Below are 22,493 nucleotides of genomic sequence, written 5' to 3'. Positions count from 1 at the left end.
TCCCCATGGCATCTGCATTCGAGTACGCCCCGGCGCCGGAGTCCCGCGCGGTCGTCGACATCGCGCCCTCCTACGGCCTGTTCATCGACGGCGAGTTCACCGAAGCCGCCGACGGCAAGGTCTTCAAGACGGTCTCGCCGTCCTCCGAGGAGGTGCTGTCCGAGATCGCCCAGGCGGGCGAGGCGGACGTCGACCGTGCGGTGGCGGCCGCCCGCAAGGCCTTCGAGAAGTGGTCGGCGCTGCCCGGCTCCGAGCGCGCCAAGTACCTGTTCCGCATCGCCCGGATCATCCAGGAGCGCAGCCGTGAGCTGGCCGTCCTGGAGACCCTGGACAACGGCAAGCCCATCAAGGAGACCCGCGACGCCGACCTCCCCCTGGTCGCCGCGCACTTCTTCTACTACGCGGGCTGGGCCGACAAGCTCGACCACGCCGGCTTCGGCGCGAACCCGCGCCCCCTCGGCGTCGCGGGCCAGGTCATCCCGTGGAACTTCCCGCTGCTGATGCTTGCGTGGAAGATCGCCCCGGCACTGGCGACGGGCAACACGGTCGTCCTCAAGCCCGCCGAGACAACGCCGTTGAGCGCTCTCTTCTTCGCGGACATCTGCCGCCAGGCGGGCCTGCCCAAGGGCGTCGTCAACATCCTTCCGGGATACGGCGACACGGGCGCCGCGCTGGTGGCCCACCCCGACGTCAACAAGGTCGCCTTCACCGGCTCCACGGCCGTCGGCAAGCAGATCGCCCGCACGGTCGCGGGCACCCGCAAGAAGCTCACCCTCGAACTGGGCGGCAAGGGCGCCAACATCGTCTTCGACGACGCCCCGATCGACCAGGCCGTCGAGGGCATCGTCAACGGCATCTTCTTCAACCAGGGCCAGGTGTGCTGCGCGGGCAGCCGGCTCCTCGTCCAGGAGTCGATCCAGGACGAGCTGCTGGACTCCCTCAAGCGCCGCCTGTCCACCCTGCGCCTCGGCGACCCGCTGGACAAGAACACGGACATCGGCGCGATCAACTCCGAGGAGCAGCTGACCCGGATCACCTCACTCGTCGAGCAGGGCGAGGCGGAGGGCGCCGAGCGCTGGTCACCGGCGTGTGAACTCCCCACCTCCGGCTACTGGTTCGCCCCGACGCTCTTCACGAACGTCACCCAGGCGCACACCATCGCGCGGGACGAGATCTTCGGCCCGGTGCTGTCGGTGCTGACCTTCCGTACGCCGGACGAGGCCGTCGCCAAGGCCAACAACAGCCAGTACGGCCTGTCGGCGGGCATCTGGACGGAGAAGGGCTCGCGCATCCTCGCCGTCGCGAACAAGCTGCGCGCGGGCGTCATCTGGTCCAACACGTTCAACAAGTTCGACCCGACCTCGCCGTTCGGCGGTTACAAGGAGTCGGGCTTCGGCCGCGAGGGCGGTCGGCACGGCCTGGAGGCGTACCTCGATGTCTGACCGTTTGAGTGTCTTCAAGACCTACAAGCTGTACGTCGGCGGGAAGTTCCCGCGTTCCGAGAGCGGCCGGGTGTACGAGGTGACGGACTCCAAGGGCAACTGGCTGGCGAACGCACCGCTTTCGTCCCGCAAGGACGCCCGGGACGCGGTGGTCGCCGCGCGCAAGGCGTTCGGCGGCTGGGCGGGCGCGACGGCGTACAACCGCGGCCAGATCCTGTACCGCATCGCGGAGATGCTGGAGGGCCGCAAGGCGCAGTTCGTGCGCGAAGTGGCCGACGCGGAGGGCCTGTCCAAGTCCAAGGCGGCCGACCAGGTCGACGCGGCGATCGACCGCTGGGTCTGGTACGCGGGCTGGACCGACAAGATCGCCCAGGTGATCGGCGGCGCGAACCCGGTGGCGGGCCCGTACTTCAACCTGTCGTCGCCCGAACCGACGGGTGTCGTCGTGGTCCTGGCCCCGCAGGAGTCGTCGTTCCTGGGCCTGGTCTCGGTCGTCGCCCCGGTGATCGCGACCGGCAACACGGCGATCGTGATCGCCTCCGAGAAGTCTCCGCTCCCCGCCCTCTCCCTCGGCGAGGTCCTGGCCACCTCGGACCTCCCCGGCGGTGTCGTCAACGTCCTGTCCGGCCGTACGGCGGAGATCGCGACGCCGCTGGCGGCGCACCAGGACGTCAACGCGATCGATCTCGCCGGCGCCGGCCATGACGAGGGCCTGGCGAAGGAGCTGGAGATCGCGGCGGCGGACAACCTGAAGCGGGTTCTCCGTCCACAGCCTGTGGATTATTCGGCGACGCCGGGCATCGACCGCATGACGGCGTTCCTGGAGACGAAGACGGTCTGGCACCCGACGGGGTCGCTGGGCGCGTCGGGTTCGTCGTACTGAGGGCGCGCTGAAGGCCTTCTCAGGGCCTTCCGAGACGCCTTCCGAGACCGGAGAGCCGCGTCTCCCCTCCGTCCGGGGGAGACGCGGCTCTCCGCTGCGCCCAGGGGTGGTCTCAGCCGTTGCCGAGCAGGCTCGTGACCTGTCCGACCACCGGCATGCTCCCGATCGACTGGGCCTGCGCCACCGGTGCCGTGAGCATCTGCGAGGTCAGGGGCTGGAAGTCGGCCACCTGGGTGCCGAGGCCGTTGTCGAGCGGGTCGACGCCCGTGCCCGCGAGGGGGTTGGGCTTGAGGCGGGCGACCGGGCCGGTGACGTAGCCGACCGTGCCGGTGAGGGCCTGGAGGCCGGCCTGCGGGTCGATCTGCCCCAGGGAGGTGGGGCGGGTGCGGACCAGCTCGTCGACGACCGGCTGGGTGTCCGCGGCGGCCGACGCGGCGCCCGCGCCCAGGGCCACGCCCGCGGTCGCGAGGGCGGCCAGCGCGCGCTGGGCGGTGGGGGTGGAGGAAGACGCGTGTCGGGCCATTGCTGCTGCCACCTTCGACTTGCACAGGGTAATCAGGTCGACACGAAGGGTAGTTGACGTGTGACGCGCGCTTCAAAGCCGACCCGCGGGGTCGTTGAACAGCAGGTGAATGCCTCACACTGGTGTCCCGTGAGTTCCCCTTCGTCCATACCTGCGCGCGTCGTGCTGCTGTGCGGCCCCTCCGGCTCCGGCAAGTCCCTTCTCGCGGCCCGCTCCGGCCTCCCGGTGCTGCGCCTCGACGACTTCTACAAGGAAGGCGACGACCCGACGCTGCCGCTGGTGGCGGGGAGTTCCGACATCGACTGGGACCACCCCGACTCGTGGGACGCGGACGCGGCGGTCGCCGCGCTCACCGAGCTGTGCCGCACCGGCCGTACGGACGTCCCTCAGTACGACATCTCGCTCAGCGCCATCACGGGCAAGGAGACCGTCGACATCGGCCGGACCCCGTTGTTCATCGCAGAGGGCATCTTCGCCGCCGAGATCGTCACCCGCTGCCGGGAGATCGGCGTCCTCGCCGACGCGCTGTGTCTGAGCCGCGGCCCGGTGCAGACGTTCCGCCGGCGCTTCCTGCGCGATCTCAAGGAGGGCCGCAAGTCGGTGCCGTTCCTGCTGCGCCGGGGCTGGCGGCTGATGCGCCTGGAGCGCACGATCATCGCCCGCCAGACGGCACTGGGCGCCCACGCCTGCGACAAGGACGAGGCGCTGGGCCGGCTGGCGGCGGCAGCGGCGGGACGCCGTCCGGCGGCTTCGACGCAGGCGGGCTGAACGTCTCCGGCGCCGCCGCCGTCGTAGCACCATGACGACGATCAGATGCGGCGCGATGCTGATGACGGCCGCGATGCTGGCCCTGGCCGGATGCACGGAGTCGGACGGCGGCTCGGCCTCCTGCGCGGGACTGGTGACCTACGACAGCCGCGGCTATCTGCCCACCGCGAAGTCCGTGTTCGAGGTCGGCGAGCGGCTCGGCACCGCCACGATCGAGGAGTGCGACGACACCCCGGACGACTCCGGGGACGGCATCCCCGAGAGCAGGACCGGCGCCTACCGCATCAAGGGGGTCGACCCGGCCGAGGGCATCGCGGTCGGGGACAGTCCCGCCGACGCGGCTCCCATGGCGGTCCACCGCTGACCGCGCACGAAACACGCGCACAAAAAACGGGGCTGGACGGACCCCCCGGCCCTCCAGCCCCGCTTTCCCCCGTGCTCCCCCGTGGTGCTTCCCCCGTGAAACCCCCCGGTTACTGCTCCCCCGTGGTGGCGCTTCCCCCGTGGTGGTGCTCCCCCCAACCCTCAGGCGACAAGCTCCCCGAAGGCGTTCTCCTCGTCACGGCCGTGGCTGAGGACCTCGTCCTCGCGCAGCCGGCGGAGCGACCGCCAGATGCTCGACTTGACCGTGCCGACACTGATGTCGAGGATCTCCGCGATCTCCGGGTCGGTGCGGCCCTCGTAGTAACGAAGGACCAGCATCGTCCGCTGGAGTTCGGGCAGCCGGGCCAGCGCCTGCCACAGGACCGCGCGCAGTTCGGTGCCGCGCATCGCGTCCGTGTCGCCGGGCGTCTCCGGCAGTTCCTCGGTCGGGTACTCGTTCAGCTTGCGGCGGCGCCACGCGCTGATGTGCAGGTTCGTCATGGTGCGGCGGAGGTAGCCCCCGACCGCGGCCTTGTCACTGATCCGGTCCCAGGCCTTGTACGTCGAGAACAGCGCGCTCTGCAGCAGGTCCTCGGCCTCGAAGCGGTCCCCGGTCAGGTGGTAGGCGGTTGCGTACAGGGAGGCGCGGCGCTCCTGGACGTAGGCGGTGAACTCCGCCTCCGACAGCGAGCGACGCTCCCCCGAGCCCTCCCCGTACGCTGCTCCCCCGTGCGTTTCCCCCGTGAAACCGTCAACCACCGTCATGTACGCGGTGTGCTGACGCCCGGTGCCGCGAGCGCACCCCCGCCCGCTCACGGCACCGGACTTCTCGGAACCCCGGCCCCCGTTCACGTCGTGCAGGCGCGTGATCACTGCGCTGGTGCTGTTGCTGTGCAGCGTGTTCATCTCGCGCCCCCCGTCGTGGACTTCCGGTGTTCGGCTTGCTCAGGCGGTGGAGTTCGTTGCCGCTTCCTTGCCTGTGCCGAAAAGCTTGCCCTCGCACCTTCATGGCCGTGTCCGCCGACTGTCACAGACCTGTCACAGGGCCTTGTCCCAGGAATCGCACAGGCCGATCACCGAGAGCAGCGGTATGTGCACGTACCCGTACAGGTGTCGAAACCCCACCCCACCATGGGCCAGAATGAGCCCCGTGCCTTCCCTGTTGCTGATCGAGGACGACGACGCCATCCGTACGGCCCTGGAGCTGTCTCTGACGCGCCAGGGTCACCGGGTTGCCACCGCTGCCACCGGCGAGGACGGCCTGAAGCTGCTGCGTGAGCAGCGGCCGGACCTGATCGTGCTGGATGTCATGCTGCCCGGCATCGACGGGTTCGAGGTGTGCCGGCGCATCCGGCGCACGGACCAGTTGCCGATCATTCTGCTGACCGCGCGCAGTGACGACATCGACGTGGTGGTCGGCCTGGAGTCCGGTGCCGACGACTACGTCGTCAAACCCGTGCAGGGGCGGGTCCTCGACGCCCGTATCCGTGCCGTGCTGCGGCGCGGCGAGCGGGAGGCGAACGACGCGGCGACCTTCGGCAGTCTGGTCATCGACCGGGCCGCCATGACCGTCACGAAGAACGGCGAGGACCTGCAGCTGACGCCCACCGAACTGCGGCTGCTCCTCGAGCTGAGCCGGCGGCCCGGGCAGGCGCTGTCCCGGCAGCAACTCCTGCGCCTGGTCTGGGAGCACGACTACCTCGGCGACTCTCGGCTCGTCGACGCCTGTGTGCAGCGGCTGCGCGCCAAGGTCGAGGACGTGCCGTCCTCCCCGACGCTGATCCGCACGGTCCGTGGTGTCGGCTACCGGCTGGACACGCCTCAGTGACCCAAGCGCAAGGGGGGGTCCGCGGCTGGGCCGCGGCTCGCAAGGGACATCTGTCGCGGCTGCGTTTCACCAGTCTGCGGCTGCGGCTCGTCGTCGTCTTCGGCCTGGTCGCGCTCACGGCTGCCGTGTCCGTGTCGGGCATCGCGTACTGGCTCAACCGCGAGGCGGTGCTCACCCGCACCCAGGACGCGGTACTGCGGGACTTCCAGCAGGAGATGCAGAACCGCGCGGGTCTGCTGCGCGCCCGTCCCGAGCAGTACGAACTCCAGCGCACCGCCCGGGAGATGGCGACCAGCAGCCAGCGCTTCAGCGTGCTGCTCGTCGCCCAGGACTCCCACGGCACGGACATCTCCGCCAACTCCGGTGCCCTGAACGGTTTCTCGCTGCAGGACGTGCCCAAGTCGCTGCGCACGGCGGTGAACGAGCAGCAGAAGGTCGACTCCCACAACAAGTACGCGTACCACCTGTACTGGCAGCGCGTGGTCGAGGACGGCACCCCGTATCTGGTGGCCGGTACGAAGGTCATCAACGGCGGCACCACCGGGTACATGCTGAAGTCCCTGGAGCCGGAGGCGAAGGACCTCAACTCCCTTGCCTGGTCGCTGGGGATCGCGACCGGTCTGGCCCTCATCGGCTCGGCGCTGCTCGCGCAGGCCGCCGCCTCGACCGTACTCAAGCCGATGCAGCGGCTCGGGGTCGCCGCGCGCCGGCTGGGCGAGGGCAAGCTGGACACCCGGCTCAGGGTCTCCGGGACCGACGAACTCGCCGATCTGTCACGGACGTTCAACGACGCGGCCGAGGCGCTGCAGAAGCGGGTCGACGACATGGCGGCGCGGGACGAGGCGTCCCGCCGGTTCGTGGCGGACATGAGCCATGAGCTGCGCACCCCGCTCACCGCGATCACCGCGGTGACGGAGATCCTGGAGGAGGAGCTGGAGGCGGAGTCGGGTTCGATGGACCCGATGATCGAGCCGGCGGTGCGGCTGGTGGTCAGCGAGACGCGCCGCCTCAACGACCTCGTCGAGAACCTCATGGAGGTCACCCGCTTCGACGCGGGCACGGCCCGCCTGGTCCTGGACGACGTCGACGTCGCCGACCAGATCACCGCCTGCATCGACGCGCGGGCCTGGCTGGACGCCGTCGACCTGGACGCCGAGCGCGGCATCCACGCCCGCCTCGACCCGCGCCGCCTGGACGTCATCCTGGCGAACCTGATCGGCAACGCCCTCAAGCACGGCGGCTCGCCGGTGAAGGTCTCGGTGCGGATGGCGGACCACGAGGTCGTCATCGAGGTGCGCGACCACGGGCCCGGCATCCCCGAGGACGTGCTGCCGCACGTCTTCGACCGCTTCTACAAGGCGAGCGCCTCCCGCCCCCGCTCCGAGGGCAGCGGACTCGGCCTCTCCATCGCCCTGGAGAACGCCCACATCCACGGCGGCGAGATCACCGCCGCCAACTCCCCCGAGGGCGGCGCGGTGTTCACGCTCCGGCTGCCCAGGGACGCGTCGGAACTGGCGCAGGAGGGCGAGGAGAAGAAGAGCTCATGACGGTACGAGACCTCCTGGGCGGGCGCGACCGCGTGAGCGTACGGCGCCTTCTCGCGCTGCCGGTGGCGCTTCCGGTGCTGGCCGCGGTGCTCACCGGGTGCGGCATCCGGGCCACCGAGGTGCCGACCGACTTCGGTCCCGCGCCCTCCCGGGTGGCCTGCTCCGCCTCCTCGCCGGACATCTCGACGCAGTCCTCGCGCGGGCTGCCGGTGCAGGTGTTCCTGCTGTGCGGTGCGTCGCTGGTGGCCGTCGACCGGACGGTGAGCGTCGAGGACGGTACGACGGACTCGCGGCGCCGGGTCCAGGTCGCGCAGGAGTTGCTCAACCAGCTCGCGGCGGCCCCGTCGTCCGGTGAGCAGGAGGCCGGGTACACCACCACGGTCCACGACGGCATCACGGTGAGCGGGCCGCGCCCCGAGGACCCCGACGACACCCTGAGGCTCAGCTTCCCGCCGGACGCCCTCACCGACTCCGCGCTCGCCCAGATCGTCTGCACGTTCTCCGACTCGGCGGCGGCCGAGGGCGACGGTTCCGTCATCCTCGGCGGCCCTGACAAGGCCCCCCTGCGCAGCTACGAGTGCACGGACGACGTCCGAGCCGCCCCGAACACCGACAAGCCCCCGTCCTCTGAGGTCACGGACGGCTGACGGGCCGGGGCGGGCAGTCTGCGTACCCCTGTGGCGCACGCCTCACGCAGGCGCATCGGGGTATTCCGGAACCGATCGCGCCGGGCCCGGCGTCTTGGGGGGCGTGCAGCGTCAAGGCTTCATCGGCGGCAACGCCGCGATCCGTGTCCGTGCGGCGGGGGGTGTCCTCCTCGTCGCACACCTCGCGTTCGTCGCCTGGTTCACGCTGCGTCCCCTGGATGTGCCCTGGGTGATGCCGCCCAATCTGACGCCGTTCGCCGGCATACGGGCCGACCTGGCCCTGGGATGGCCCGAGGCGGCCCGGCGGATCGCCGAGGGCCTGGCCCTGCTGGCCCCGCTCGGCGTCCTGCTCCCGACCGTCCACGGCAGGCTCGGGGCGTCCCCACTGGGGTCCCTGATCCGTACGGCGGCCGCCGGTGCCCTGGTCTCGCTGGGCATCCTGCTCCTCCAGACCGGCGTGCCCGGCCGGGTCCCCGATGTCGACTCCCTGCTCCTCAACACGGCCGGCGTGATGCTCGCCCATGCCGCGGTGGTCCCGGCGGGCCGCTCCTGGCTGCGCCGCCGCTCCGAGCGTCATGCGCGCACCGCCGTCCTCCAGGAGGAAGCGGCTCAGGGTCGAACCCCGACGTTTCCCAGGGTCGGGATCGCACCGTAGAGCGACGCTTTGCCCCCTTCGTCTCCGTAGCGTTGTCGGTAGATGAGGCGACCGGACAAGCCGGTGAAGAAGCCTCCGCGACGCTCACGAAGGAGCAGATGATGAACCGCCTTGCCCGCCCCACCCACGGCCGGATGATCGGCGGAGTGTGCGCCGCGCTGGCTCGGCGCTTCGGCACCTCCGCGACCACGATGCGGGTGATCTTCCTGCTCTCGTGCCTCCTGCCCGGCCCGCAGTTCCTGCTCTACATCGCCCTGTGGATCCTGTTCCCGTCCGAGGGCAAGGCCGACCGGACGCAGGCCGCCTGGTAACTCCCGCTCGCAGACACGCCGATGGGGCGCACCCGGATCAAGGGGTGCGCCCCATCGGGGCGTTCGGGGGCGCCGCTCAGCCCAGCGGGAGCCCGTTCACCGGCAGACCGTGCGTGGGCAGACCGGTCTGGCCGACCGGCAGGCCACCGAGGAGACCGGCGACCGGGGCGGTCGGGCCGTCGGCGAGCACCTTCTGGGCGGCAGGCTGCACGGCGGCCAGGCCCGCGGCGACCGCCGGCTGCGCCTGCGACAGGGCCTCACCGGCACCGGGCAGCGCCTGGGAGAGGTTCTCCGCCGGGAGCGTCTTGGTGACGGTGTCCAGCGCCTGGGAGGCGTCCGGAACGGCCGGGGCGGCGTTCGCGGCGCCCGCGCCGGCGGCGGCGAAGGCGGCACCGAGGGCGGCGACACCGAGGGTCTTGGCAGCAGACTGCTTCATGAAATTGCGTCCTCGACATGAGATGACGATGGGTGTGAGCGGTCCACGACCGTAAACATGCCAGGCCACCCGCCGCAAACATCGAAATGCGGACGGTTGGTGAATACCCGTCCGCATTTCGATCCGCAGTTTATCGCCCGATCAGCCCTCGTCCCGCACAGAACCGCTGGTGGAAGCGGTCTGCTGGAACAGCCATTCGGACTTCAGCTCGGCATATCCGGGCTTGATGACGTCATTGATCATCGCCAGTCGTTCATCGAAAGGAATGAACGCTGATTTCATCGCATTGACGGAGAACCACTGCAGGTCGTCGAGCGTGTAGCCGAATGCTCCGACCAGATGCTCGAATTCCCGGCTCATGCTCGTGCCGGACATCAGCCGGTTGTCGGTGTTCACCGTGGCCCGGAAATGCAGCCGCCGCAGCAGCCCGATCGGGTGCTCGGCGTAGGAGGCGGCGGCGCCGGTCTGGAGGTTGGAGCTGGGGCACAGCTCCAGCGGGATGCGCTTGTCGCGGACGTACGAGGCGAGCCGGCCGAGCTTGACACTCCCGTCGTCCCGCACCTCGATGTCGTCGATGATCCGCACCCCGTGCCCGAGCCGGTCGGCGCCGCACCACTGCAGCGCCTGCCAGATCGACGGCAGCCCGAAGGCCTCCCCGGCGTGGATGGTGAAGTGGTTGTTCTCCCGCTTGAGGTACTCGAAGGCGTCGAGGTGCCGGGTAGGCGGGAAGCCGGCCTCGGCGCCCGCGATGTCGAAGCCGACGACGCCCAGGTCGCGGTAGCGGTTGGCGAGTTCGGCGATCTCCAGCGCGCGGGCGGCATGCCGCATGGCGGTGAGGAGGGCGCCCACGCGGATGCGGTACCCGTCCTCGCGGGCCCGCCGCTCGCCTTCCCGGAAGCCCTCGTTGACGGCCTCGACGACCTCTTCGAGGGTCAGCCCCTTCTCCAGGTGCTGTTCGGGCGCGTACCGCACCTCGGCGTAGACGACGCCGTCCGCGGCGAGGTCCTCGGCGCACTCGGCGGCCACCCGCACCAGCGCGTCCCGGGTCTGCATCACGCCGACGGTGTGCGAGAAGGTCTCCAAGTACCGTTCCAGCGAACCGGAGTCGGCGGCCTCGCGGAACCAGATGCCGAGCTTGTCGGCGTCGTGCTCGGGGAGTTGGGTGTACCCGGTCTCCCGGGCGAGCTCGACGACCGTGCCGGGACGCAGCCCGCCGTCGAGGTGATCGTGCAGCAGAACCTTGGGTGCCCGGCGGATCTGGTCCGAGCTCGGGGTCTTCCCCATCCGGTCAGTCTGGCTCGTCATTTCCGCACTCTAACTCCTACGCGCGTAGATCGCGCGGTGTACAAGACCGCCGATACGTAACGGTGACCGCCCCGACAGGTGGCGTACACCGTTGCTTCTGACACTGTTCTGTCATGGCACAGCAATCGACGCCGGTTCGCACGGCCCGGCTGGGGCGGGCACCGGGTCCGGAACCGACGGCGGTGAGCGGCGTGGTGCTGCTCCTCCCCGGCGGCGAGGAGGTCTCCGAACGCAGGCCGTCACCCGTGATGGCGGGCGCCGCCGTCCGCGCCCTCGGCCGCCGGCTGGCCCGGGCGGGCCGCGAGGACGGGCTGGCCGCACATGTCGTCCACTACCGCTATCGCGGCTGGAACGGCTCGGAGGCCCATCTCGCCCGCGACGCCGCATGGGCCGCGGACGAGGTCGTACGACGCTACGGCGACGTCTCCGTGTGCCTCGCCGGAGTCGGTATGGGCGGGCGGGCGGCACTCCGTGCGGGCGGGCACGAGGCCGTCAACTCCGTGGTGGCGCTGGCGCCTTGGCTGCCGGAGGAGGACGTGGCCGCGTCGCCCGAACCGGTGAAGCAGCTGGCGGGGCGGCGGGTGCTGGTCGTGCACGGCACGCATGACGAACGGACCGACCCGGAGCTGTCGTTCCGCCTCGCGGCGCGGGCGAAGAAGGCGAACCGGGATGTGTGCCGGTTCGAAGTGCACGCCGACGGGCACGGGTTGCGGCAGTACCGGGAGGAAGTGCTGGCGCTGGCCGAGGACTTCGTGATGGGGGCGCTGTTCGGGAGGCCGTTGTCGCGTCCGGTGGAGGATGCGCTGGCCGCTCCGCCGCCGTTGGGGTTGCGGATGCCGTTGGCTTCTGGGTTCGGGCGGAGTTTGCGGCGGTAGGGCTCGGGGGTTCGCGTGTTGTGCGGCTGCGGGTTCGTTGTGGTTGCGCGCGCAGTTCCCCGCGCCCCTTAGGGCAACAGACTTCCCCTTCTTGAAAGCAAGAACTTCTTGAAGGCGGCCACTGGGGGCGTGTCGGGGTGGCCGTCGAGCCACGCGACGCCGATTTCCCGTACCGCCCTTGGAGCCGTCACCGTCAGTTCGGCAACTCCCGGGCGCGCCACCGCCGGAGGCGGCAGAAGCGCGACGCCCAACCCTGCGGCCACCAGGCCCCTCAGGGTCTCCGCCTCCTCCCCCTCGAAGGCCACCCTCGGGCGGAAGCCGGCCTCCTTGCAGAGGTCGTCGGTGATTCTGCGCAGCCCGTAGCCCGGTTCCAGGGTGACGAAGGTTTCGTCGGCGGCCTCGGCCAGGCGGATGCGTTTGCGTGAGGCCAGGGGATGGTCGGCGGGGACGACCAGCCGCAGCTTCTGTTCGTCGAGGCGGCGGGCGACGAGGTCCGGGGCGTCCGGGACCGGGGAGGTGAGGCAGAGGTCCAGCTCACCGGCTCTGAGCCGCTCGATCATCGCCTCGCCGTAGTTCTGGACGAGGCTGAAGCGGACGCGGGGATGGTCGGCGCGGAAGGCGCGGATCAGGCCGGGGACCGTCTCGGAGCCCATGGTGTGCAGGAAGCCGAAGGCGACCTTGCCGGTGGCCGGGTCGGCGTCGGCGCGTACCTCCTCGGCGGCGCGTTCGATCTCGGCGAGGGCGCGTTCGACGTGGGTGAGGAAGGCGCGGCCGGAGGGGGTGAGGGAGACCGTGCGGCCGATGCGGGCGAACAGGTCGACACCCAGGTCCTGTTCGAGGCGGACCATCGCGCGGGAGAGCGTGGACTGGGGGACGTTCATCTCCAGGGCGGCCCGGGTGACGTGCTCGGTGCGGGCGACGCCGGCGAAGTAGGCGAGCCGCGGGGCCAGCAGCATCGACATCTCCGACGTGTCTTCTGTGTCACTGGACGGTGACAGGCGGGGCTGTGAGCTGGGTTGATGCACCATGGGAACGATTATGGCGAGTTCATGCATTGGACGCATCAACGCAGGTGGTCGTAGCTTCGAGTCATGCCTGCCAGTACCGAGGCGTCCACCACCCGCGTGGGCGCCGACCCCGTCGTTCCTGTCGTCGACTCCCGTATGTCCCCGGGCGGACCCGGTTACCGCCGGATGAGCTTCGCCCTCTTCCTCGCCGGCGTCGCGACCTTCGCCCTCCTCTACTCCACGCAGGCCCTTCTGCCGCTGATCTCCGACGAGTTCGGGGTGGCGCCGAGCGACGCGAGCTGGACGGTGGCGGCGGCGACGGGCGGCCTGGCCCTGTTCGTCCTGCCGATGAGCGCCCTGTCCGAGCGGTTCGGACGGCGTACGGTCATGACGGCCTCGCTGGCGGTGGCGGTGACGGTCGGACTTCTCGTCCCGCTCGCTCCCTCACTGCCGGCGCTGGTCGTGCTGCGGGCGGTGCAGGGCGCGGCGCTGGCGGGTCTGCCGGCTTCGGCCACCGCGTATCTGGCGGAGGAGGTCCGCCCCAAGGCCCTGATCACCGCCATCGGTCTCTTCGTCGCGGGCAACAGTGTCGGCGGGATGAGCGGCCGGGTCATCACCGGGTGGGTGGCCCAGGAGTGGGGCTGGCGGGTCGCGCTCGGGGTCATCGGCGTGATCGCGGTGGGCTGCGCGGTGGCGTTCCGGCTGCTGCTGCCGGCGCCGAAGCACTTCGTCGCCGGGTCGCTGCGGCCGCGCGTGCTGGTGGGGACGGTCCGGGACCACCTGGCCAACCCGCTGCTGCGTCGGCTGTACGCGATCGGCGCGCTGTTCATGACCGTCTTCGGCGGCGTGTACACGGTGATCGGCTACCGGCTGACGGAGGCGCCGTTCGGGCTTCCGCAGGGCGTCATCGGGTCGATCTTCCTGGTCTACCTGGTGGGCACGGTGTCGGCGTCGACGGCCGGCCGGCTGGTGGGGCGTCTCGGGCGCCGGGGCGCGCTGTACGCGGCGGGCGCGACGACGGCGACGGGGCTGGTCCTGTCCCTGGCCGACTCCCTCGCGCTGGTCCTGCTGGGCCTGGTGCTGATCACCGGCGGCTTCTTCGCGGGGCACGCGGTGGCGTCGTCGGCGGTGAGCAAGACGGCGACGGAGGGGCGTGCGCAGGCGTCGGCGCTGTACCAGTCGGCGTACTACATCGGATCGAGTGCCGGTTCCACGGTCGGTGCGCTCGCGTTCCACGCGGGGGGCTGGGCCGGGACGGTGGGGGTCGGACTGCTGGCGGTGTTCGGGGTCGTCACGATCACCCTCCTCGGTACGCGTGCGGCTCGGGTCCAGCAGCGGCTCCTGACTGCCTGAGCCGCACATCTGCTTCCCCCTGGTCGAGGTCGGTCGGCCAGGGGGATCGCTTTTGTCCTCAAACGCCGGACGGGCTGGGTTTCTCAGCCCCTCCGGCGTTGGGGAAACAGGGGTCCAGAAGTCCGTGACCTGCACCTTTACCCACTCCGCACGCCATTGTCAGTGCCCTGCGATAGCTTCGAACGTGCTGGGCGCGAAGGCGCGACACAGAACGGCCACAGGGGTGGGTGGACGACGATGACGGACACGACTACGGCAGACCTCGACATCAGGCTGGAGAAACACCGGGTCGAGCTGACCGGGTACTGCTATCGCATGCTCGGCTCCTCGTTCGAGGCCGAGGACGCGGTGCAGGACACGATGGTCCGGGCCTGGCGGAGCTACGAGAAGTTCGAGGGCCGGTCGAGTCTGCGCTCATGGCTGTACCGCATCGCGACGAACGTCTGCCTGGACATGTTGTCCGCGGGCAACAAACGCGCCCGCCCCATGGATCTCACCGAGTCCACCCCCCTCGCCCAGGCCGCCCTGTCCCCCCGCCCGGACCACACCTGGCTGGAGCCGATGCCGGACGCCCGCATCCTGCCCACCGTCGAGGACCCGGCGGAGGCTGCCGTGGCCAAGGAATCCGTGCGGCTCGCCTTCATGGCCGCCCTGCAGCAACTGCCGCCGAAGCAGCGGGCGGTGCTGATCCTGCGCGAGGTGCTGGCGTGGAAGGCCAGCGAGGTCGCCGAACTGCTCGGCACCACCGTCGCGTCGGTGAACAGCGCCCTCCAGCGAGCCCGCGCGACCCTCGCCGAGAGCGACGGGAAGCAGGGCGCGGAAGCCGCCGTCTCCGACCCGCTGGACGCGGAGCAGCAGAAGCTCCTGGACCGCTATGTGGCGGCCTTCGAGGGGTACGACATGACGGCCCTGACGGCGTTGCTGCACGAGGACGCCATCATGACGATGCCGCCGTTCGACCTGTGGCTGACGGGCCACGACGACATCACGGGCTTCATGACGACGCTCGGCTCGGCCTGCGAGGGCTCGCGGCTGGTGCCGGTGCAGGTCAACGGCCTGCCGGGCTTCGCGCAGTACAAGCCGGACCCCGAGGAGGGCGGCTGGACCCCCTGGGCTGTGCAGGTGCTGGAGATCTCAGACGGCCGGCTCACCGGGTTCCACTTCTTCCTCGACACCCAGAGGTGGTTCCCGCTGTTCGGCCTCCCCCTCCATCTCGACGCTGCCGACACTCTCGAAGCGGAGTCCGACGAGGTCGAGGAGGGCGTGTAGGGCCGGGTCGGGATCGCGCAGTCTGATGCGTCCCCCCGCCCGCCGGGCGGTGAGCTGCAGCCGCGCGAGCAGGTCCACGACGCCGAGCCCCGGCGGCCCCAGTCCCCCGACGTCACAGATCACCACCCCCGCCCCGGTGGCCTCCAGCAGCCCCCGCACGTCGTCGCACAGCCCCGCCACCTCGTCCCGGGTGACGGGGCGGGCGAGCACGAGTACGGCGGGTGTCATGGCAGCGTCCACGAGCGGTAGACCGGGCGGAAGGGCAGAACTCATCGCGCGGCGGGCCGCGCGGCCCGGTCTCGCCGACCGGGATCACATTGACCTGCGGCCCTTCTGCCCCGGAGGGTTAGGTGCATGCCCCACATATCGGCACCGCCCCTGATCTCGCACGCCCTTCTCACCTTCGAGGAGGCTCCGTGCAGGGAGTGCTGACGGGCTTCGCCGTGATCGCGGTCGTGATCGGCGTCGGCTATGTCATCGGCCTGCGCGGCTACTTGGGCGACCAGGGGCGCGAGGTGCTGACCAAGCTCGCCTTCCATGTCGCCTCCCCCGCCCTGCTGTTCACCACCCTCGCGAAGGCCGACCTGTCGGTGGTCTTCTCCAGCCGCCTGCTGGTGACGGCGCTCAGCACGGCAGCGGCGGCGGGCGTCTTCGTCGCGGTGGGTGTCGTACGGCACTGGGGTGTGGGGCGTACGACGATCGGCGCGCTCTGCTCCAGTTACGTCAACTCCGGGAACCTGGGCATCCCGATCGCGGTGTACGTCCTCGGCGATGCCTCGCTGGTGGCTCCGGTGCTGCTGTTCCAACTCGTCCTCGTCGGGCCGATCGCGGTGACGGTCCTGGATCTGTCGGGTGACGGCGACAAGGGCCCGCTGTGGCGCCGTCCGCTGACACCGCTGCGCAATCCGATCGCCGTGGGGTCGCTGGCGGGCGTGCTGGCGGCGGCGACCGGGGTGCACGTCCCGAGTCCGGTGATGGACCCGCTGACCCTCATCGGCGGCATGTCCGTCCCCGCCGTCCTGCTCGCCTTCGGCATCTCCCTGTGCGGCAGCACGATGCCGGGCAAGGGCCCCGACCGCGTCCCGGTCCTGCTGTCGGTCGCCCTGAAGTCCATCGGCCAGCCGGCGCTCGCCTGGGCCCTGGCGGCGGGCGTCTTCGGCCTGCGCGGCCATCAACTCCTGGACGTGGTGGTCACCTCGGCACTCCCGGCCGCGCAGAACCTCTACACGTACGCGTCCCAGTACGGGGTGGGCGAGCGGCTGGCACGGGACTCGATCCTGGTGTCGACGGTGCTGTCGGTGCCGGTGTTGGTGGTCATCGCCACGCTGCTCGGCTGACCGGGCCACAGGGCACGGAAAAGGGCCGGCACCCACAGGCACCGGCCCCTCCCCCCCCTCGGCTCAGGCGATGCGCTCCAGCACCACCGGCGACGCCGTGAAGTCAGTCCCGGGCGCCGCGATGTCGTAGGAACCCTCGATCGCCTGGAGGGCGTACTCGAAGCGTTCCGGGGTGTCCGTGTGGAGGGTCAGGAGGGGCTGGCCCTCCGTCACCGTGTCGCCGGGCTTGGCGTGCATCTCGATGCCCGCACCCGCCTGCACCGGGTCCTCCTTGCGGGCGCGGCCCGCGCCGAGGCGCCAGGCGGCGACGCCGATGTCGTAGGCGGCGAGGCGGGTCAGGACGCCGGAGGCGCCCGCCTTGATCACGTGCTGCTCCTTGGCCACCGGCAGCTCCGCGTCCGGGTCGCCGCCCTGGGCCGCGATCATCCGGCGCCAGACGTCCATCGCGGAGCCGTCGGCCAGGGCCTTCGCCGGGTCGGCGTCCTTCACGCCCGCCGCGTCCAGCATTTCGCGGGCCAGGGCGATCGTCAGCTCGACCACGTCCGCCGGGCCGCCGCCCGCCAGGACCTCCACCGACTCACGGACCTCGAGGGCGTTGCCCGCGGTCAGGCCGAGCGGGGTCGACATGTCCGTCAGGAGCGCCACCGTCTTCACGCCGTGGTCGGTGCCGAGGCCCACCATCGTCGACGCCAGCTCGCGCGCGTCCTCGATGGTCTTCATGAAGGCGCCGGAGCCGACCTTCACGTCCAGGACCAGAGAGCCGGTGCCTTCGGCGATCTTCTTCGACATGATGGACGAGGCGATCAGGGGGATCGCCTCGACGGTGCCGGTGACGTCCCGGAGCGCGTACAGCTTCTTGTCCGCCGGGGCCAGGCCGTCGCCCGCCGCGCAGATGACCGCGCCGGTGGTGTCGAGGACGTGCAGCATCTCCTCGTTGGAGAGCAGAGCGCGCCAGCCGGGGATCGACTCCAGCTTGTCCAGGGTGCCGCCGGTGTGGCCGAGGCCTCGGCCGGAGAGCTGGGGCACGGCCGCGCCGCAGGCGGCGACCAGCGGGGCCAGCGGGAGCGTGATCTTGTCGCCGACGCCGCCCGTCGAGTGCTTGTCCGCCGTCGGCAGGGAGAGGGACGAGAAGTCCATGCGCTCGCCGGAGGCGATCATCGCGGCGGTCCAGCGGGAGATCTCACGCCGGTTCATGCCGTTGAGGAGGATGGCCATGTTCAGCGCGGCCATCTGGTAGTCGGCGACCTCGCCGCGCGTGTACGCGTCGATGACCCAGTCGATCTGCTCGTCGCTGAGCTCGCCGCGGTCCCGCTTGGTGCGGATGACGGAGATGGCGTCCATGGCCATGGATTTCCTTCCGGACGTTCACAGAAATCGCGCGGCCCCCCTGAGCGATTCAGAGGGGCCGCACGGGAGTTACTTGGTGAGATGCCCCGGCCCGAAGGCCTGCGGCAGCATCTCCGACAGCGGCAGGATTCCCGCCGGTGTCTCCAGCAGCAGGTCGGGGCCGCCGAACTCGTACAGCAGTTGCCGGCAGCGGCCGCAGGGGACGAGGACCTCGCCCCGGCCGTCGACGCACGTGAAGTGCGTCAGGCGGCCGCCCCCGGTGCGCTGCAACTCGGAGACCAGCCCGCACTCGGCACACAGGCCGAGGCCGTACGAGGCGTTCTCGACGTTGCAGCCGGTGACCGTGCGACCGTCGTCGACGAGGGCCGCGACCCCGACCGGGTAGCCCGAGTAGGGGGCGTACGCGTGGCTCATCGCCTCGCGCGCCAGCTCCCTCAGGGACTCCCAGTCGAAGTCGGCGGAGACGGTCACTTGCCCTGGCCCTTCCGGTACGGCAGACCGTCCGCCTTCGGCATCCTCAGGCGCTGCGCGGACAGCGACAGGACGAGGAGGGTGATGACGTACGGGCTGGCGGTCACGACCTGGTTCGGGACCTCGTTGGTGGTGGAGTACCAGACGAACATCAGGGCCGAGATCGCGGCGGTGATGGCGGCGGGGACGTACTTCTTCTTCCAGACGAGGTACGCGACGCCGAACACCAGCAGGATCGCGAGCAGCAGGATCAGCGCGTGGACGTTGGTGGTGCCGCCGCGCAGCTTGAGGCTGTCGGTGTAGCCGAACAGGCCCGCGCCGAGGGCGAGTCCGCCCGGCATCCAGTTGCCGAAGATCATCGCGGCGAGACCGATGTAACCGCGGCCGGCCGTCTGGCCGTCGAGGTAGACGTTGGACGACACGATCGACAGGAAGGCACCGCCGAGGCCGGCGAAGCCGCCGGAGATGATCACGGCGATGTACTTGTACTTGTAGACGTTGACGCCGAGGGACTCGGCGGCGATCGGGTTCTCGCCGCAGGAGCGCAACCGCAGACCGAACGAGGTGCGCCACAGCACGTACCAGGTGGCGGGCACGAGGGCGACGGCGACGACGGTGAGCGGCGACAGGTCGGTGATCAGACCGCCGACGAGGCCGGCGATGTCGGAGATCAGGAACCAGTGCTTCTGGTTGAGGGTCTCCAGCCAGCTGGACAGCCCGGGGATGTCGAAGGTGCCGAGCGAGTCGATCGGCGGGGACTGCTTGGAGGAGCCCTGCGGGGCGTCCTCGAAGGTGAACTTCGACAGATAGCGGGTGGTGCCGAGGGCCAGGATGTTCAGGGCCACACCGGAGACGATGTGGTTGACGTTGAAGGTGACCGTGGCGATGGCGTGCAGGACGGCGCCGAGCGCGCCGCCGATGATGCCGACGACGACGCCGGTCCACGGGCCCCACTGGTAGCCGGCCCAGGCGCCGAACCAGGTGCCGAGGATCATCATGCCCTCGAGGCCGATGTTGACGACGCCCGCCCGCTCGGCCCACAGACCGCCGAGGCCGGCGAGGCCGATCGGGACGGCCGCGCGCAGGGCGGTGGACATCTGGCCGGTGGACGTGATGCCGTCCGCGTCGGTGATCAGACGGACGGCCGAGGTCAGGATCAGCACGCCCGAGATGATCAGGAGGAGGACGGGCAGCGACATGCGGCGGCCGCCCTTGCCGGGCTGCTTCGCCGGCGCCTTGGCGATGGTCGCGGTGCTCATCAGACCGCCACCTCCTTCTTGGTGTTCTGGGCGGCGGCCGCGGCGAGTTCCTCACCGACGCGCTTCTGCTGCCGGCGCAGGCCCCAGGTGCGGACGACCTCGTAGGAGATGACGACCGCGAACACGATCAGGCCCTGCATGATCGTGGCGATCTCCTTCTCGTACGGCTCGGGAGTCGCGTAGTCGAGAGCGGGGGACGCCTTGTCGAGGAAGGCCCACAGCAGGGCGGCGAGTGCGATGCCGCCGGGGTTGTTGCGGCCCAGCAGGGCGATGCCGATCGCGGTGAAGCCGAGTCCGGCGGGGAAGCTGAGGCTGTACGTGTGGACGTCACCGAGGAGCAGCGGCAGACCGGAGATGCCGGCGACGGCGCCGGAGATCAGCATCGCGGTGAGGACCATGCGCTTGGCGTTGACGCCGGAGGCCGCGGCGGCGGTCTCGGAGGCGCCGGTGGCGCGCAGGTCGAAGCCGAAGCGGGTGCGGTTGAGGACGAACCAGTAGCCGATGCCGATGGCGATGGCGAGGAAGACCAGGCCGTAGATCTCGCCGACGTCCGCGCCGAGGTCGATGCCGGGGATCCAGCCGGACTCCTTCATCACACCGGTGGTGACGTTGTCGCCGAGCGGCACGCCCCAGTTGTCGGTGAGGGTGAGGTAGCCGATGAGGCTGGTGGCGATCGAGTTCAGCATGATCGTCGCGACGACCTCGCTGACGCCCCGGGTGACCTTCAGGACGCCCGCGATACCGGCCCACATGGCGCCGGTGAGCGCGCCGACCAGGAGCAGCAGCGGCACCTGGAGGGCGGCCGGCAGGGCGACGTGGGCGCCGACGACGGCGGTCATCATGGCGCCGAGGCGGTACTGGCCGTCGACGCCGATGTTGAAGAGGTTCATGCGGAAGCCGAGGGCGACCGCGAGGGCGGCGATGTAGTACATCGACGCCTGGTTGATGATCAGGACCTGGACGTCGGAGTAGCCGGCCTGCTCGATCATCAGCCGGTAGGGCTCGATCGGGCTCTTGCCGGAGGCGATCAGCACGACCGAGGTCAGCAGGATCGCCGCGACGAGCGCCAGGGCGGGACCCGCCACGGCGAGGAGCAGGCGCTCCTTGTCGAACTTCTTCATCGGGCCTCGTCCTCCGGGGCGGATTCGGCGGCAGCTGCCTCGCCGGTCTCTTCGTGCTCAAGGTGTCCCGTGGCGGCACCGGTCATGGCCGAGCCGAGCTCCTCCGGGGTGATCGTCGCCGGGTTGGCGTCGGCGACCAGCCTGCCGTCGTAGATCACCCGCAGGGTGTCCGACAGGCCGATGAGCTCGTCCAGGTCGGCGGAGATCAGCAGCACCGCCAGGCCCTCGCGGCGGGCGTCGCGGATGCGGTCCCAGATCTGGGCCTGCGCGCCGACGTCCACACCGCGGGTGGGGTGGGCGGCGATCAGGAACTTCGGGTCGTGGCTCATCTCGCGGCCGACGATCAGCTTCTGCTGGTTGCCGCCGGACAGGGAGGCGGCGGTGACGTCGATGCCGGGGGTGCGGACGTCGTACTCCTCGACGATCCGGCGGGTGTCGGCCTGGGCGCCCTTGGGGTTCAGCCAGAAGCCCTTGGCGTTGGGGGCCTCGGTGACATGGCCGAGGATGCGGTTCTCCCAGAGGGGGGCCTCCAGGAGCAGGCCCTGGCGGTGGCGGTCCTCGGGGATGTAGCCGACGCCGGACTCGCGGCGCTTGCGGGTGGGCCAGGGGGTGATGTCCTCGCCGAGGAAGGCGATGGTGCCGGAGTCGGCGTTCTTGGTGCCGATCAGCGCGTCGATGAGCTCGGTCTGGCCGTTGCCCTCGACACCGGCGATGCCCATGATCTCGCCGGCGTGGATGGTGAAGGTGACGTCGTCGAGGACCTTCTTGACCTCGCCGCCGGCCTCCACGAGGGAGCCGGGGCCGACGGGCTCGGCCTCGACGCCCATGGAGGCGCCGCCGCTGGCGTAGACGGTGAGGCCCTCGACCTCGATGACGGCCCGGTCGGTGACGGTCGACTCGGCGGTCTCCGGGGTGGGCAGTTCGCTGCCGACCATCATCTCGGCGAGCTGACGCGGGGTGGTCTCGGCGGGGACGGCCGTGCCCACGGTCGTGCCGCGCCGGATGACGGTGATCTCGTCGGCGACGGACAGCACCTCGCCCAGCTTGTGGGAGATGAAGATGACCGACAGGCCCTCGGACTTGAGCTCGCGCAGGTTGGCGAAGAGCGCGTCGACCTCCTGCGGCACGAGGACGGCGGTGGGCTCGTCGAGGATGAGGGTGCTGGCGCCGCGGTAGAGGACCTTGAGGATCTCGACGCGCTGGCGCTCGGCGACACCGAGGTCCTCGACGAGGACGTCGGGGCGCACGTTGAGCCCGTAGCGGTCGGAGATCTCCTTGATCTTCTTGCGGGCGCTGCCGCCGATGCCGTACAGCTTCTCGCTGCCCAGGACCACGTTCTCGAGGACGGTGAGGTTGTCGGCGAGCATGAAGTGCTGGTGGACCATGCCGATGCCGCGCGCGATGGCGTCGGCGGGGCTGCCGAAGGTCACCTGCGTGCCGGCGACCGCGATGGTGCCCTCGTCCGGCTTCTGCATGCCGTAGAGGATCTTCATCAGGGTCGACTTGCCGGCGCCGTTCTCGCCGACGAGGGCGTGGACGGTGCCCTTTCGTACCGTCAGGTGGATGTCGTGGTTGGCGACGACACCCGGGAACCGCTTGGTGATCCCCGCCAGCTCGACAGCGATCGTCGACTGATCGGTGAGCGGAGGGCTGCTGGTCGCGTCGATGGCGCACTCTCCTTGTGGAAGGGGCCACTCTACGCGCGTAGCGCCCCTGCTTTAAATAGTGCCCGGACCTGATCGTCCA

The 22,493-nt window shown here is 70.5% G+C and carries 23 protein-coding genes and 1 pseudogene; 13 read left to right on the top strand and 11 right to left on the bottom strand.

Annotated features, from left to right (window positions below):
- Nucleotides 1-5: 5 nt before the first annotated feature.
- Nucleotides 6-1,442: an aldehyde dehydrogenase family protein gene (locus ACFUO4_RS21095; protein ID WP_383486835.1), complete on the top strand. Its 1,437-nt coding sequence runs from the start codon at nucleotides 6-8 to the stop codon at nucleotides 1,440-1,442.
- A complete protein-coding gene (locus ACFUO4_RS21090) occupies nucleotides 1,435-2,325 on the top strand; it encodes an aldehyde dehydrogenase family protein (RefSeq protein WP_383486832.1) in 891 nt (296 codons plus the stop codon). The genes ACFUO4_RS21095 and ACFUO4_RS21090 overlap by 8 nt, the downstream gene beginning before the upstream one ends.
- 112 nt (nucleotides 2,326-2,437) lie before the next feature.
- Here the strand turns inward: ACFUO4_RS21090 and ACFUO4_RS21085 are convergent, their stop codons facing one another.
- Complete coding sequence (locus tag ACFUO4_RS21085; protein WP_383486829.1) at nucleotides 2,438-2,848, bottom strand: hypothetical protein; 411 nt, start codon at nucleotides 2,846-2,848, stop codon at nucleotides 2,438-2,440.
- 60 nt (nucleotides 2,849-2,908) lie between these two features.
- Here ACFUO4_RS21085 and ACFUO4_RS21080 point away from each other — a divergent pair, with 60 nt between their 5' ends.
- On the top strand, nucleotides 2,909-3,616 hold the full coding sequence (locus ACFUO4_RS21080) for a uridine kinase (RefSeq protein ID WP_079309941.1): 708 nt from the start codon (nucleotides 2,909-2,911) through the stop codon (nucleotides 3,614-3,616).
- Nucleotides 3,617-3,647: 31 nt separating this feature from the next.
- Nucleotides 3,648-3,980: a DUF6281 family protein gene (locus tag ACFUO4_RS21075; RefSeq protein WP_383486826.1), complete on the top strand. Its 333-nt coding sequence runs from the start codon at nucleotides 3,648-3,650 to the stop codon at nucleotides 3,978-3,980.
- A gap of 161 nt (nucleotides 3,981-4,141) precedes the next feature.
- Here the strand turns inward: ACFUO4_RS21075 and ACFUO4_RS21070 are convergent, their stop codons facing one another.
- Nucleotides 4,142-4,885, bottom strand: coding sequence for a SigE family RNA polymerase sigma factor (locus tag ACFUO4_RS21070; RefSeq protein ID WP_194081363.1), 744 nt, complete (start codon nucleotides 4,883-4,885; stop codon nucleotides 4,142-4,144).
- A 244-nt stretch (nucleotides 4,886-5,129) separates the two neighbouring features.
- Here ACFUO4_RS21070 and afsQ1 point away from each other — a divergent pair, with 244 nt between their 5' ends.
- From afsQ1 to ACFUO4_RS21045, 5 genes are all read left to right on the top strand, one after another.
- Nucleotides 5,130-5,807 carry a two-component system response regulator AfsQ1 gene (gene afsQ1, locus ACFUO4_RS21065; protein WP_013001223.1) on the top strand — a complete coding sequence of 226 codons (678 nt, stop codon included), beginning with the start codon at nucleotides 5,130-5,132 and terminating at the stop codon, nucleotides 5,805-5,807.
- Nucleotides 5,804-7,354 carry a HAMP domain-containing sensor histidine kinase gene (locus tag ACFUO4_RS21060; protein WP_079309943.1) on the top strand — a complete coding sequence of 517 codons (1,551 nt, stop codon included), beginning with the start codon at nucleotides 5,804-5,806 and terminating at the stop codon, nucleotides 7,352-7,354. Before afsQ1 ends, ACFUO4_RS21060 begins: the two co-directional genes overlap by 4 nt.
- Nucleotides 7,351-8,001 carry a GerMN domain-containing protein gene (locus tag ACFUO4_RS21055; RefSeq protein WP_383486821.1) on the top strand — a complete coding sequence of 217 codons (651 nt, stop codon included), beginning with the start codon at nucleotides 7,351-7,353 and terminating at the stop codon, nucleotides 7,999-8,001. Before ACFUO4_RS21060 ends, ACFUO4_RS21055 begins: the two co-directional genes overlap by 4 nt.
- A 103-nt stretch (nucleotides 8,002-8,104) precedes the next feature.
- The gene (locus tag ACFUO4_RS21050; RefSeq protein ID WP_079309944.1) at nucleotides 8,105-8,656 is read left to right on the top strand and encodes a VanZ family protein; all 552 of its coding nucleotides are present in this window, start codon (nucleotides 8,105-8,107) and stop codon (nucleotides 8,654-8,656) included.
- A 101-nt stretch (nucleotides 8,657-8,757) separates the two neighbouring features.
- Entirely contained in the window at nucleotides 8,758-8,967 is a 210-nt protein-coding gene (locus tag ACFUO4_RS21045) for a PspC domain-containing protein (protein ID WP_059193179.1), read from the top strand.
- Nucleotides 8,968-9,043: 76 nt separating this feature from the next.
- Here ACFUO4_RS21045 and ACFUO4_RS21040 read toward each other — a convergent pair whose 3' ends face one another.
- Both ACFUO4_RS21040 and ACFUO4_RS21035 read right to left on the bottom strand, forming a co-directional pair.
- On the bottom strand, nucleotides 9,044-9,403 hold the full coding sequence (locus ACFUO4_RS21040) for an ATP-binding protein (RefSeq protein ID WP_079309945.1): 360 nt from the start codon (nucleotides 9,401-9,403) through the stop codon (nucleotides 9,044-9,046).
- Nucleotides 9,404-9,544: 141 nt separating this feature from the next.
- Nucleotides 9,545-10,708, bottom strand: coding sequence for an adenosine deaminase (locus ACFUO4_RS21035; RefSeq protein ID WP_079309946.1), 1,164 nt, complete (start codon nucleotides 10,706-10,708; stop codon nucleotides 9,545-9,547).
- A gap of 113 nt (nucleotides 10,709-10,821) precedes the next feature.
- Between ACFUO4_RS21035 and ACFUO4_RS21030 the strand changes: the two genes are divergently transcribed.
- A complete protein-coding gene (locus tag ACFUO4_RS21030) occupies nucleotides 10,822-11,583 on the top strand; it encodes a prolyl oligopeptidase family serine peptidase (RefSeq protein ID WP_383486816.1) in 762 nt (253 codons plus the stop codon).
- Between the two features lie 68 nt (nucleotides 11,584-11,651).
- Here the strand turns inward: ACFUO4_RS21030 and ACFUO4_RS21025 are convergent, their stop codons facing one another.
- Nucleotides 11,652-12,611: a LysR family transcriptional regulator gene (locus ACFUO4_RS21025; protein WP_383486813.1), complete on the bottom strand. Its 960-nt coding sequence runs from the start codon at nucleotides 12,609-12,611 to the stop codon at nucleotides 11,652-11,654.
- A 63-nt stretch (nucleotides 12,612-12,674) separates the two neighbouring features.
- Between ACFUO4_RS21025 and ACFUO4_RS21020 the strand changes: the two genes are divergently transcribed.
- Complete coding sequence (locus tag ACFUO4_RS21020) at nucleotides 12,675-13,943, top strand: MFS transporter (protein ID WP_383486810.1); 1,269 nt, start codon at nucleotides 12,675-12,677, stop codon at nucleotides 13,941-13,943.
- A 237-nt stretch (nucleotides 13,944-14,180) separates the two neighbouring features.
- Nucleotides 14,181-15,212, top strand: coding sequence for a sigma-70 family RNA polymerase sigma factor (locus tag ACFUO4_RS21015; RefSeq protein WP_079311187.1), 1,032 nt, complete (start codon nucleotides 14,181-14,183; stop codon nucleotides 15,210-15,212).
- A 30-nt stretch (nucleotides 15,213-15,242) separates the two neighbouring features.
- On the opposite strand, the pseudogene ACFUO4_RS21010 reads toward ACFUO4_RS21015, so the two are convergent.
- Nucleotides 15,243-15,440 (bottom strand): annotated as a pseudogene (locus tag ACFUO4_RS21010) (hypothetical protein); the annotation flags it as partial.
- A 188-nt stretch (nucleotides 15,441-15,628) separates the two neighbouring features.
- Here ACFUO4_RS21010 and ACFUO4_RS21005 point away from each other — a divergent pair.
- Nucleotides 15,629-16,549, top strand: a complete 921-nt coding sequence (locus tag ACFUO4_RS21005; RefSeq protein WP_383486806.1) for an AEC family transporter — start codon at nucleotides 15,629-15,631, stop codon at nucleotides 16,547-16,549.
- 63 nt (nucleotides 16,550-16,612) lie between these two features.
- On the opposite strand, the gene ACFUO4_RS21000 is transcribed toward ACFUO4_RS21005, so the two are convergent.
- From ACFUO4_RS21000 to ACFUO4_RS20980, 5 genes are all read right to left on the bottom strand, one after another.
- Complete coding sequence (locus ACFUO4_RS21000; protein ID WP_383486803.1) at nucleotides 16,613-17,896, bottom strand: thymidine phosphorylase; 1,284 nt, start codon at nucleotides 17,894-17,896, stop codon at nucleotides 16,613-16,615.
- Between the two features lie 69 nt (nucleotides 17,897-17,965).
- Entirely contained in the window at nucleotides 17,966-18,367 is a 402-nt protein-coding gene (locus ACFUO4_RS20995) for a cytidine deaminase (RefSeq protein WP_079311183.1), read from the bottom strand.
- Nucleotides 18,364-19,626 (bottom strand): ABC transporter permease, encoded by a 1,263-nt coding sequence (locus tag ACFUO4_RS20990; protein WP_079311182.1) that lies wholly within the window; start codon nucleotides 19,624-19,626, stop codon nucleotides 18,364-18,366. The genes ACFUO4_RS20995 and ACFUO4_RS20990 overlap by 4 nt, the downstream gene beginning before the upstream one ends.
- The gene (locus tag ACFUO4_RS20985) at nucleotides 19,626-20,747 is read right to left on the bottom strand and encodes an ABC transporter permease (RefSeq protein WP_383486799.1); all 1,122 of its coding nucleotides are present in this window, start codon (nucleotides 20,745-20,747) and stop codon (nucleotides 19,626-19,628) included. Before ACFUO4_RS20985 ends, ACFUO4_RS20990 begins: the two co-directional genes overlap by 1 nt.
- The gene (locus tag ACFUO4_RS20980) at nucleotides 20,744-22,414 is read right to left on the bottom strand and encodes an ABC transporter ATP-binding protein (protein WP_383487880.1); all 1,671 of its coding nucleotides are present in this window, start codon (nucleotides 22,412-22,414) and stop codon (nucleotides 20,744-20,746) included. Before ACFUO4_RS20980 ends, ACFUO4_RS20985 begins: the two co-directional genes overlap by 4 nt.
- Nucleotides 22,415-22,493: the final 79 nt, after the last annotated feature.

Source organism: Streptomyces sp. NPDC057280, from assembly GCF_042668605.1.
Lineage (GTDB): Bacteria > Actinomycetota > Actinomycetes > Streptomycetales > Streptomycetaceae > Streptomyces.
Note: the sequence above shows the minus strand (reverse complement) of the source record. Positions and strands in the feature narration are given on the sequence as shown.